Origin of the sequence: Shewanella putrefaciens (assembly GCF_016406325.1) — a bacterium.
Lineage (GTDB): Bacteria > Pseudomonadota > Gammaproteobacteria > Enterobacterales > Shewanellaceae > Shewanella > Shewanella putrefaciens.
This window is the reverse complement of the sequence record NZ_CP066370.1, coordinates 375239-386887: the sequence shown is the minus strand read 5'-3', so window position 1 is coordinate 386887 and position 11649 is coordinate 375239. Positions and strand designations below refer to the sequence as shown.

Genomic DNA, 11649 nt, shown 5'->3' with positions numbered 1-11649 from the left:
TTTTACTTGTCTCACTTCTGACCAAAGAAGTGGACGCGCCTTAGACTTGAATATTCAAGACACTTAATAAAGTGTTTGAGAACTCAATGTTCAATGCTTTCGCATTAAACTTTTTTCGTATCAACACAACGACAGACATCATTGTGTTTAATACTATCAGCTTTCCAAATTGTTAAAGAGCGGGCTTAAAAAAGCCAAAGATAATTTTTCAGTTTATCTTTGGCATCTCTAACCATAATGCAGTAAATGGTGGAGCTATGCGGGATCGAACCGCAGACCTCCTGCGTGCAAGGCAGGCGCTCTCCCAGCTGAGCTATAGCCCCATTTACATGCAGTGCGAGTAAATAAGATGTTCCAAACCTCTTAAAGGATTGGTTTGCCAATCATTTCTTATCAAGGCGGACAGTGGCGACGTTTAGTTCACTAAACGAGTCACTTTCCAACGCTGAGAAGGAAGGATTGGTGGGTCAGAGTGGACTTGAACCACCGACCTCACCCTTATCAGGGGTGCGCTCTAACCAGCTGAGCTACAGACCCATCTTATTGATAAATCTACAACCATCCAGAACCACCGACCTCACCCTACTCTTTATGAGGGGATTGGGGTGCTAACCAGTTAAGCTACAGACCCATCTTTTACTCTTTCTTCTATCAAGCAAATCTGTGTGAACACTCAAAAGGTACACGGATGTACCGAATGTCGAAAATGCAGGAGCATTTTTCGACCAAGCATCGAGTTAGTCGTATAGGTAAGGAGGTGATCCAGCCCCAGGTTCCCCTAGGGCTACCTTGTTACGACTTCACCCCAGTCATGAACCACAAAGTGGTGAGCGCCCCCCCGAAGGTTAAGCTACCCACTTCTTTTGCAGCCCACTCCCATGGTGTGACGGGCGGTGTGTACAAGGCCCGGGAACGTATTCACCGTGGCATTCTGATCCACGATTACTAGCGATTCCGACTTCATGGAGTCGAGTTGCAGACTCCAATCCGGACTACGACGAGCTTTGTGAGATTAGCTCCACCTCGCGGCTTTGCAACCCTCTGTACTCGCCATTGTAGCACGTGTGTAGCCCTACTCGTAAGGGCCATGATGACTTGACGTCGTCCCCACCTTCCTCCGGTTTATCACCGGCAGTCTCCCTAGAGTTCCCACCATTACGTGCTGGCAAATAAGGATAGGGGTTGCGCTCGTTGCGGGACTTAACCCAACATTTCACAACACGAGCTGACGACAGCCATGCAGCACCTGTCTCACAGTTCCCGAAGGCACCAATCCATCTCTGGAAAGTTCTGTGGATGTCAAGAGTAGGTAAGGTTCTTCGCGTTGCATCGAATTAAACCACATGCTCCACCGCTTGTGCGGGCCCCCGTCAATTCATTTGAGTTTTAACCTTGCGGCCGTACTCCCCAGGCGGTCTACTTAATGCGTTAGCTTGAGAGCCCAGTGTTCAAGACACCAAACTCCGAGTAGACATCGTTTACGGCGTGGACTACCAGGGTATCTAATCCTGTTTGCTCCCCACGCTTTCGTGCATGAGCGTCAGTCTTTGTCCAGGGGGCCGCCTTCGCCACCGGTATTCCTCCAGATCTCTACGCATTTCACCGCTACACCTGGAATTCTACCCCCCTCTACAAGACTCTAGTTCGCCAGTTCGAAATGCTATTCCTAGGTTGAGCCCAGGGCTTTCACATCTCGCTTAACAAACCGCCTGCGCACGCTTTACGCCCAGTAATTCCGATTAACGCTCGGACCCTCCGTATTACCGCGGCTGCTGGCACGGAGTTAGCCGGTCCTTCTTCTGTAGGTAACGTCACAGATATAGCGTATTAAACTACACCCTTTCCTCCCTACTGAAAGTGCTTTACAACCCGAAGGCCTTCTTCACACACGCGGCATGGCTGCATCAGGGTTTCCCCCATTGTGCAATATTCCCCACTGCTGCCTCCCGTAGGAGTCTGGGCCGTGTCTCAGTCCCAGTGTGGCTGATCATCCTCTCAGAACAGCTAGGGATCGTCGCCTTGGTGAGCCATTACCTCACCAACTAGCTAATCCCACCTAGGTTCATCCAATCGCGGAAGGCCCGAAGGTCCCCTCCTTTCCCCCGTAGGGCGTATGCGGTATTAGCAGTCGTTTCCAACTGTTATCCCCCTCGACTGGGCAGATCCCTAGGCATTACTCACCCGTCCGCCGCTCGCCACCTCAGAAGTAAACTCCCTTGTGCTGCCGCTCGACTTGCATGTGTTAGGCCTGCCGCCAGCGTTCAATCTGAGCCATGATCAAACTCTTCAATTAAAGTTTTGGTGAAACCCGAAGGTTTCGGCTCAACGAATTCTGTTCGAATTAATCTTGCGATTAACTCTTTGTACATATTGCTATGGACACTCTTCACTCTCGTGAAAGAATTGGTTGATTTAATTCTTTGACTGCCAACCCGAAGGCTAAGCAGTTTCGATTAACTCAACACCTGTGAGTGTCCACACAGATTTGCTTGATATATTGTTAAAGAGCGTTGACCATTCGCTTACACACTTCAGTGTTTTCAGCGGGTCAGGGCTGCGTATTCTACGCATTCCCGTTAGTGCGTCAAGTAGTTTTTTCAACTTTCTCAACACTCATCGTTTAGCTTGCTAACCGATGAACTGCTTGGCTTTCTTTGCTTAACTTGCGTTTCGCTGTCTGCCCTGTCAGTGGATGCGCATTATAGGGAGATTAACCAAGTCCGCAAGGGCTTTTTTGAGAAAATTAGATCTTTTTTTAATACTTTCAGTTAGTCACACTATACCCCCACTTTATCCTCAGACTTATCCACAAAATGGTTTTTAACGGTTAAATTTACGACCACGACAGGTTTACTTTAATGGCTATTGATAAGAGTGAAACTATGTTCAATGGGGAATAACAACGATTCGCTATAAAAGAAGAGTAAGAAAATACAATCCAGATGCAATCAGATTAAACGTAAGGTTTATTAAAGGAAAATAAAAAGGCAACTTCGATAAGTTGCCTTTAGTGTTCTAATCAATCTATTCGATAGAAGTAATGTCAGTAAGTCGTGCAGCAGATTAGCTTAACTTACCATGGCATTGCTTATACTTACGTCCTGAACCGCATGGACAAGGATCGTTACGACCCACTTTATCACCGTCACGGATCATCGGTGTATGTGCAGCGATAGATTCGTCATCTTCATCACCACCACCGACTAACGCTTCTGCGGCTGCATGTTGATAGTCGCGTTGGATCTTAGCATCTTCTTCACGACGACGCGCTTCCATTTCTTCAACATCTGACTGAGCTTGCACTTGAACTTTAGACAACACGCTAATCACGTCATGTTTCAGCGTATTCAGCAATTGTTGGAACAGCTCGAATGACTCACGCTTATACTCTTGCTTTGGATTCTTCTGCGCGTAACCACGTAAGTGGATACCTTGACGTAAATGATCCATTGCTGCTAAATGCTCTTTCCACAAGCCATCGAGGGTTTGTAGCATCACTGCTTTTTCGAATTGGCGCAGTACTGAGGCACCGACCATTTCTTCTTTCGCCTTATAAGCATCAGACCAAGAGGTGATAATACGCTCACGCAGACTTTCTTCATGTAAGTCGTCTTCTTTATCTAGCCATTCTTGAATTGGCAGTTTAAGCATAAATTCTTGGTTTAGGCGCTGCTCTAACCCTGGAACATCCCATAACTCTTCTACTGATTGCGGTGGAATATACTGATCTATAACTGCGCCAATCACATCGTCTTGAATGTTTTTAATAGTATCTTCAATACTTTCAGCATCCATTAACTCGTTACGCTGAGCGTAAACCACTTGACGTTGATCGTTTGCTACATCGTCAAACTCAAGTAATTGCTTGCGGATATCGAAGTTACGCGCTTCAACTTTACGTTGTGCGTTTTCAATTGCGCGTGATACCCATGGATGTTCAATCGCTTCGCCTTCTTCCATGCCCAGCTTTTTCATCATGCCAGAGACACGATCAGAGGCGAAGATACGCATTAAGCTATCTTCCATAGATAAATAGAAACGTGAAGAACCTGCGTCACCTTGACGACCCGCACGTCCACGTAATTGGTTGTCAATGCGGCGAGATTCGTGACGCTCAGTACCTAAAATATGTAAACCGCCCGCAGCGACGACAGCATCATGTCGCACTTGCCAATCGGCTTTAATCTTGGCTTTTTGCTCTGGAGTTGGATTATCGAGGGCATCGATTTCCATATTCCAGTTGCCACCGAGCACGATGTCAGTACCACGACCGGCCATGTTTGTGGCAATCGTCACAGCACCTGTACGACCAGCTTGCGCGACAATTTCAGCTTCTTTCTCATGGAACTTAGCGTTCAATACTTGGTGCGGGATCTTTTCCTGCACCATTAAGCGTGCTAATAGCTCAGACTGTTCGATTGATACTGTACCCACCAATACTGGCTGACCACGTTCGCGGCAATCTTTAATATCTTTAATAATGGCTTGATACTTTTCATTGGCGGTTAAGTAAACCAAGTCGGCCATATCTTTACGGACCATTGGACGGTTGGTTGGTACAACGACTGTATCTAATCCATAAATGTGCTGGAATTCGAACGCTTCAGTATCGGCTGTACCTGTCATACCTGCCAGCTTCTCGTATTGACGGAAGTAGTTCTGGAAAGTGATTGAAGCTAACGTCTGGTTTTCGTTCTGAATATGCACGCCTTCTTTGGCTTCTACGGCTTGATGTAAACCTTCAGACCAACGACGACCTGGCATAGTACGGCCAGTATGTTCATCAACGATAATTACTTCGCCATCTTGAACGATATAGTCAACATCACGCTCAAATAGTGTATGTGCCCGTAGTGCTGCATTAACATGGTGCAGTAGAGAGATATTGGCAGCAGAATAGAGAGAGTCACCTTCTGCTAACATACCGCGCTCGATCAGCAAGTTTTCTACTTTCTCTTGACCGCGCTCAGTGAAATGCACTTGTTTGGCTTTTTCATCAATACTGTAATCGCCCTCTCCCACATACTCTTCGGAATCTTCTTTATCCTGACGAATAAGATTTGGGATAAGGGTATTAATCTTAGTGTATAACTCAGAGCTATCTTCAGCGGCGCCAGAGATAATTAATGGCGTACGCGCTTCGTCGATTAAAATTGAGTCAACTTCATCGATAAGGGCGTAGTGCAATGGGCGTTGTACGCGATCCTGTGGCGAAAATGCCATATTATCGCGCAGATAATCGAAACCAAATTCATTGTTAGTACCGTAGGTAATATCGGCATTATAAGCAGCTTTCTTTTCTTGCTGACCAATACCTGCGACGTTAATCCCAACGGTTAAACCAAGAAACTCAAATAATGGGCGGTTATTCTCAGCATCACGACGTGCTAAGTAGTCGTTCACAGTGATCACGTGAACACCTTTGCCAGTCAGCGCATTGAGATAAGCTGGTAAGGTTGCCGTTAGGGTTTTACCTTCACCCGTACGCATTTCAGCAATACGGTTGCTATCAAGCACCATACCACCAAGTAATTGCACATCGAAGTGACGCATTTCAAACACACGCTTGGATGCCTCACGAACTGTAGCAAACGCTTCTGCCATGATGTCATCGAGAGTTTCACCTGCAGTTAATCGCTCACGGAACTCAGCCGTTTTTGCTTTTAGCTCTTCATCGGTTAACTTTTCATAATCAGCTTCGAGTGCATTAATTTTAATAACGACCTTTTGCAACCCTTTAAGGGTACGATCATTACGGCTACCAAATACTTTTGTCAGTAATTTACCAAACATCTGAATCACTTATTCTCTGTAGGCCAAGTCCATGATGGAAACTAGAAGCCAATGTTTCAATTAACTTGCTTTGCGGTAGACAAACTTTTGTGGATCTATCTGTTGTCCGCCACGCAACACTTCATAATGCACATGAGCACCAGTAGAGCGCCCAGTGCTTCCCATACTGGCGATAGTATCGCCCTTTGCGACTACATCACCTACAGTCACTGACAAAGCTTTATTATGGCCATAACGAGTTCGAAAACCATTACCATGATCAATTTCAACTAATTCGCCATAACCAAACATATTCCCAGCCCAAGTCACCACACCAGCAGCCGTCGCCACGACTTTGGCACCTTCTCGACCCGTAAAATCAATTCCTTTGTGCACAGATCTGCGACCATTAAAAGGATCATTACGCAATCCATAAGGCGACGATAACCAACCTTTATCGAGCGGGATACCTGATATATAACGCTCATCATCTATATGGTGGTTAGATGATACAGTTTCAAGTAGTGACAATTGAACATTATTGTTGTCAATTCGTGAAGCCAACTTATCCATATCATCGATAAGCTGACCAAGCTCGATATTGGTGCCTAACTCGCTTAATCCACCCACCCCAACTTCTGAGGAAAAATCAAAATCCTCAGCCAGTTTATTCTGTTGGGCAACCTGTTGGCCTAAAGCTTCGAGACGGGTGATTTTGGCTTGCATACGTGCAACATGAGTCGCTAGCATGGCTAGTTGAGACTCGGTGGCACTTTTTAGCTCTAAGACTTGTTTCTTTTGTTGTTCGCGTACGAGACGATCATTATCCACACTGGCTTGCTGATCTTCAAATCGAGCAGAGTTGTGCTGATAAATACCCGTCCCCGTTGCCAACAATAATATAGGAAGTAGCAACCAACGTTTACTGGGTTGCCAGCGTGTGACGCCATTCCGACCTTGAATAAATACTGTTACACTCATAGCCTAATTCAGCCATCTTATTATCATATGAAAAAGCCCCCTCAAGATCTCAGCCAATTACTACATCAATCAGGTAAATTACCTGACATCGCTGAGAAAGCGGAACTACTTTTATACCTGGATCAGCACGTGAAGCAAATTGTCGCAGGTCCTGTTGCGGAGCAGCTGAAAGTCGCTAATTTCCGCCAAGGTGTTCTTGTGATTGAAACTACTTCGGCGGCTTGGGCTGCACGAATTAATTTCCAAAAGCCGAAGCTATTAGCACAGCTTCAAGCAGAAACGCTCACAATCCTTACCGCAATTGAGGTTAAAGTCAACCCGAGATTAGCATTGTATGATGCAAAGCCTAAACAAGCGCACAAAGAACTGAGCCCTGCGGCCGCTGAACATATTGCTGCACTTGCGGAAAATATTAGTGGAACGCTGGGTGAAAAACTAAAACGGCTGGCCTCATTGGCCAGCCGTAATAAATAAATCAACCCTTTTTAGGCAAATACTGCGCCACTAGGTACACTAAAGCTAACGGGAACATCGGCTTCTTTTTCAAAGCTAACCAATTCCCATGCATCTTGTTGTGCCAGCAATGCTCGTACTAATTGGTTATTTAACGCATGACCCGTTTTATAGGCCGTGAACTCACCTAAAATCGCGTGTCCTGCGACATAGAGATCACCAAATGCATCTAAAATCTTGTGCTTAACAAACTCATCCTCATAACGCAGGCCATCGGGGTTGAGGACGCGGTATTCATCAAGCACAACCGCATTTTCCATGCTGCCACCTAAAGCAAGGTTGTTCGCACGCAGATACTCAATATCGCGCATAAAACCAAAAGTACGGGCTCGGCTGATTTCTTTTACAAATGCAGAGGTTGAGAAGTCCATCACCACATGCTGTTGACTACGAGCGATCTCTGGATGAGCAAAGTCAATTTTAAAATTAACTCTAAAACCTTTAAACGGTTTTAACTCAGCCCATTTATCACCATCTTCAACGCGCACAGGGCGTTTAATCTTTAAGTACTTCTTAGGTGCTGCCTGCTCTTTAATGCCAGCAGACTGCAATAAGAAGACAAATGGGCTCGCACTGCCATCCATAATAGGAATTTCAGGCGCGTCCACTTCGATTACGGCGTTATCTATGCCTAAACCCGCGAGTGCTGCAAATAAATGTTCAATAGTTGAAATTCGAATACCTTCGTCATTAACAAGAGCCGTGCACATCGTGGTTTCGCGAACTTGTTCTGCCTTCGCTGGAATAGCAACAGCAGGACTCAAGTCGGTACGCACAAGTACGATCCCTGTATTAACTGGTGCGGGCATAATGCTCAAGGTGACCTTGTTGCCAGAGTGTAATCCGACCCCGGTAGCTTTCACCATTTTTTGAACAGTTCTTTGAAATATCATTCAGTTACCCGTTTAAATTTCTATTATAGCGCTTAATATTTACACACTCAGCAGTGGCGAAACGGCCACACTGGTATGACATGGTAACATAACTTAACCATGTCATACAAATGCAGCTATGTTGTGATATTGCTCAATCAAACAATATCACCACATACACGCTGAACTCAAATACCGTCTTTAATCAGCTTGTTTACGCAAAAATGCTGGAATATCAAGATAGTCCAGTTCATGCTTTGTCGAGGGTGCTGGAGTCGGTGCTGGCTGTGCTGCCGTTGGTAACACGTTACCTTTCGGTGCAGCATAGTTTACATGAACTGCTTCTTCGACATAAGCTTCAACTTTTGGTTCCACAACCACAGGCTCTGGACGCGGCGCAGGTTTAGAAACCAATTGGATATCAGGGCGTTTTTCAGCGCCAATACCAGTAGCCACAACGGTTACACGCAGTTCGTCGCTCATTTCAGGATCGATAACCGCACCCACAACCACAGTCGCATTGTCAGAAGCATAAGCCTTAACATGATTACCGACAGTTTCGAATTCTTCGATGCTCATGTCCATACCTGCGGTAATGTTAACTAACACACCACGGGCACCGGCTAAGTCGATATCTTCTAATAATGGGCTGGCAACGGCAGCTTCAGCGGCTTCTTCAGCACGATCTTCACCACGCGCAACGCCTGTACCCATCATGGCATTACCCATTTCAGACATAACAGTCTTCACATCGGCGAAGTCGACGTTAATCAGACCTGGACGCGTGATAAGCTCGGCAATACCTTGCACCGCTCCGAGTAACACGTTATTCGCAGCAGCAAATGCATCGAGTAATGAAGTGCCACGGCCCAATACTTTTAATAATTTTTCGTTCGGGATCGTAATTAGCGAGTCCACGTGCTTAGCGAGCTCGGCAATACCTTGCTCGGCATAAACCATACGTTTTTTGCCTTCGAAGGGGAAAGGCTTAGTCACAACCGCAACGGTCAGAATACCTTCTTCACGGGCGATTTGTGCAACGACCGGCGCAGCACCTGTACCCGTACCACCACCCATACCCGCAGCGATAAAGATCATGTCTGAACCTTTAATTGCGGCACGAATGTTTTCGCGATCTTCTTCAGCTGCTGCACGACCCACATCTGGGTTCGCGCCTGCACCTAGGCCTTTGGTCACATCACGGCCTAATTGAATTGTTGAGCCAGCACTTGATTTACGCAGTGCCTGCGCGTCTGTGTTGGTAACGACAAACTCAACACCTTCAATGTTGTGTTTGACCATATGTTCGACAGCGTTACCGCCGCCGCCGCCAACGCCGATGACTTTAATCACCGCGTCGTCTGAGTGAGTATCCATGATCTCAAACATTGTCTGATCTCCGTGTTGCCTGCGTTATGAAAATTAAAATTCGCCCTTAAACCAGCTTTGGACCCGATTCCAAGCGCTAGTTACCCCTTGGCGCTCAGGACGCTCGAATTGACGTTCAAGCACCCTTCTTGCACCGTAATGAAGCAGCCCAACTCCCGTTGAGTAAATGGACTGATCCACGTATTCATATAACCCTTTGATCGGTAACGGTGACGCTACCCGAACTGGCATGCCAAAAGTTGCTTCCGCAATATCCACCACACCTTGAATCGACGCGGTACCGCCCGTTAGCACAATACCTGCGGCGATCTGATCTTCTAAACCACTGTCTTTCAACTCTTTGAGCACTAGCTCAAACAACTCTTGATATCTTGGCTCCACCACTTCGGCCAGCGTATGACGCGACATGCTGCGCGATGGGCGACCACCTACCGATGGCACTTCAATACTGTCTTCGCGACTCACCATGGAGCTGCGAGCACAGGCGAATTGCACTTTAATTTGTTCAGCATGCGATGATGGCGTGCGAAAAATCTTCGCAATGTCGTTAGTCACTTGGTTACCCGCAACGGGCACGACCGCACAGTGGCGCAGCGCACCATTGGTATACACTGCAATATCGGTAGTGCCACCGCCGATATCGACGATACACACACCTAAGTCTTTCTCATCGAAGGTCAGCACAGCGTCGGCTGAAGCAATACCTGAAAATACTAAGTCATCGACTTTTAAACCGCAGCGTTCAACGCTTTTAGTGATGTTCTTTGCCATATCATTGGCACAGGTCACTATATGTACCTTGGCTTCCATCCGCATGCCTGACATGCCGATTGGGCTGCGAATACCGTCTTGGACATCAATGGCATATTCCTGTGGCAGTACGTGCAATATCCGACGTTCAGTCGGGATCTTGACCGAGCGCGCAGTGTGGATCACATTGTCCACATCTTCCTGTGTCACTTCTTCATCGTTAATAGACACCATGCCGTTTTCGTTTTGGCAGGCGATATGTTTACCGGAAATGCTCAGGTAAACCGATGAAACTTGGCAATCTGCCATTAATTCTGCTTGGTCGAGCGCACGTTGTACACTGCGAACGATGGAGTCTAAATCGTTAACGCCACCTTTATCCATGCCCCTTGAAGGATGATTGCCAAGGCCGACTATGCTGATTTCGCCATCGGGCAGAACTTCGCCTATGATCACTGCGACCTTAGAGGTTCCTATGTCCAATCCGACGATCAGATTTCTATCTTGGTTTTTGGTCATTAATTATCAGTTCTCTTGTTTGTGCATCGCCCCAGCCTACGGCCAACCCTGTGTCGTAGCGTAAATCCACTCTGGCAATCGGTTTATCTTGTTTTGCCAAAAGAGGATAAACAGTAATAAATCTTTGTATCCGAGCAATTTTATCTTCTCGACCCAAGTCTAAAACGATACCGTTCTCTAGGGTCGCGTGCCACGCATGACGCGGCGTTAAATTCAAGCTAGCTAAAGTAAAACCATTAATTTTAAGCAATGAATTAACCTGTGCATACGCGGTTAATACTTCGACTCCCATATCATCAGGCCCTGATAGCTGTGGCAAATACTCAAGCTCTGGGCGCGCTGGCGCTTCAAACACTTCACCATGCACATTTAACCACGATGCTCCATTCCAATGGGCGACGGGTTGTTGTTCTTGCAAATACACCCTGAGTTTCGCTGGCCACTCGCGCCTTACTGACGCACGATATACCCAAGGCAAGGCTTCTAATGCCTGCTGTACTAAGGAGATATCAGCACTAAAAAAACTTCGCTGCATCAAATCCTGTAGTGCTATTTGTATATCTCTATCTGTGGTGTAAGTCCGTTCACCTTTGATGGCAACCGCTTCTATCGGCAGTGTACTGGCATCATTCAAAAACTTATGTAATTGGTAACCTGCAAAGACGAAACTACCAATCACTAAACTTAAAAAGCCAATCCCACTCCACAGATACCAATTGACCCGTGACATTCTCGCCCACCAGTGCCGCCTCTTATCACTCCAAGACACGTTTGATCCCACCTTTAACGACACTTACCAAAAACCACAGAAAACCGGCCATTATATAGAGCGAAACCTTTTGGTCAAAATTTC

General features: G+C 46.5%; 7 protein-coding genes, 2 tRNA genes and 1 rRNA gene. 1 reads left to right on the top strand and 9 read right to left on the bottom strand.

The annotated features are described in order from the left end of the window. Nucleotides 1–247 precede the first annotated feature (247 nt). From JEZ96_RS01825 to JEZ96_RS01805, 5 genes are all read right to left on the bottom strand, one after another. Nucleotides 248–323: transfer RNA gene (locus JEZ96_RS01825), tRNA-Ala, on the bottom strand. A 137-nt stretch (nucleotides 324–460) separates the two neighbouring features. Next, nucleotides 461–537: transfer RNA gene (locus JEZ96_RS01820), tRNA-Ile, on the bottom strand. Between the two features lie 213 nt (nucleotides 538–750). Beyond that, nucleotides 751–2293: ribosomal RNA gene (locus JEZ96_RS01815) — 16S ribosomal RNA — on the bottom strand. A 770-nt stretch (nucleotides 2294–3063) separates the two neighbouring features. Then, nucleotides 3064–5793, bottom strand: coding sequence for a preprotein translocase subunit SecA (secA, locus tag JEZ96_RS01810; RefSeq protein WP_061783359.1), 2730 nt, complete (start codon nucleotides 5791–5793; stop codon nucleotides 3064–3066). 60 nt (nucleotides 5794–5853) lie between these two features. Next, nucleotides 5854–6753, bottom strand: coding sequence for a M23 family metallopeptidase (locus JEZ96_RS01805; protein WP_025008066.1), 900 nt, complete (start codon nucleotides 6751–6753; stop codon nucleotides 5854–5856). 27 nt (nucleotides 6754–6780) lie between these two features. Between JEZ96_RS01805 and JEZ96_RS01800 the strand changes: the two genes are divergently transcribed. Continuing rightward, nucleotides 6781–7227 carry a DUF721 domain-containing protein gene (locus JEZ96_RS01800; RefSeq protein WP_014609691.1) on the top strand — a complete coding sequence of 149 codons (447 nt, stop codon included), beginning with the start codon at nucleotides 6781–6783 and terminating at the stop codon, nucleotides 7225–7227. Between the two features lie 11 nt (nucleotides 7228–7238). Here the strand turns inward: JEZ96_RS01800 and lpxC are convergent, their stop codons facing one another. From lpxC to JEZ96_RS01780, 4 genes are all read right to left on the bottom strand, one after another. Next, nucleotides 7239–8159 (bottom strand): UDP-3-O-acyl-N-acetylglucosamine deacetylase, encoded by a 921-nt coding sequence (gene lpxC / locus JEZ96_RS01795; protein WP_011787788.1) that lies wholly within the window; start codon nucleotides 8157–8159, stop codon nucleotides 7239–7241. A gap of 180 nt (nucleotides 8160–8339) precedes the next feature. After that, nucleotides 8340–9527, bottom strand: a complete 1188-nt coding sequence (ftsZ, locus tag JEZ96_RS01790; protein WP_011787787.1) for a cell division protein FtsZ — start codon at nucleotides 9525–9527, stop codon at nucleotides 8340–8342. A 33-nt stretch (nucleotides 9528–9560) separates the two neighbouring features. Further along, nucleotides 9561–10796, bottom strand: a complete 1236-nt coding sequence (gene ftsA, locus JEZ96_RS01785; RefSeq protein WP_011718494.1) for a cell division protein FtsA — start codon at nucleotides 10794–10796, stop codon at nucleotides 9561–9563. Then, nucleotides 10777–11526 (bottom strand): cell division protein FtsQ/DivIB, encoded by a 750-nt coding sequence (locus JEZ96_RS01780; RefSeq protein ID WP_011787786.1) that lies wholly within the window; start codon nucleotides 11524–11526, stop codon nucleotides 10777–10779. The genes ftsA and JEZ96_RS01780 overlap by 20 nt, the downstream gene beginning before the upstream one ends. Nucleotides 11527–11649 lie beyond the last annotated feature (123 nt).

What these genes read in the sequence shown, in the direction of transcription:
- secA (WP_061783359.1), bottom strand. Translation starts at nt 5,793, where the DNA reads ATGTTTGGTAAATTACTGACAAAAGTATTTGGTAGCCGTAATGATCGT.
- JEZ96_RS01805 (WP_025008066.1), bottom strand. Translation starts at nt 6,753, where the DNA reads ATGAGTGTAACAGTATTTATTCAAGGTCGGAATGGCGTCACACGCTGG.
- JEZ96_RS01800 (WP_014609691.1), top strand. Translation starts at nt 6,781, where the DNA reads ATGAAAAAGCCCCCTCAAGATCTCAGCCAATTACTACATCAATCAGGT.
- lpxC (WP_011787788.1), bottom strand. Translation starts at nt 8,159, where the DNA reads ATGATATTTCAAAGAACTGTTCAAAAAATGGTGAAAGCTACCGGGGTC.
- ftsZ (WP_011787787.1), bottom strand. Translation starts at nt 9,527, where the DNA reads ATGTTTGAGATCATGGATACTCACTCAGACGACGCGGTGATTAAAGTC.
- ftsA (WP_011718494.1), bottom strand. Translation starts at nt 10,796, where the DNA reads ATGACCAAAAACCAAGATAGAAATCTGATCGTCGGATTGGACATAGGA.
- JEZ96_RS01780 (WP_011787786.1), bottom strand. Translation starts at nt 11,526, where the DNA reads ATGTCACGGGTCAATTGGTATCTGTGGAGTGGGATTGGCTTTTTAAGT.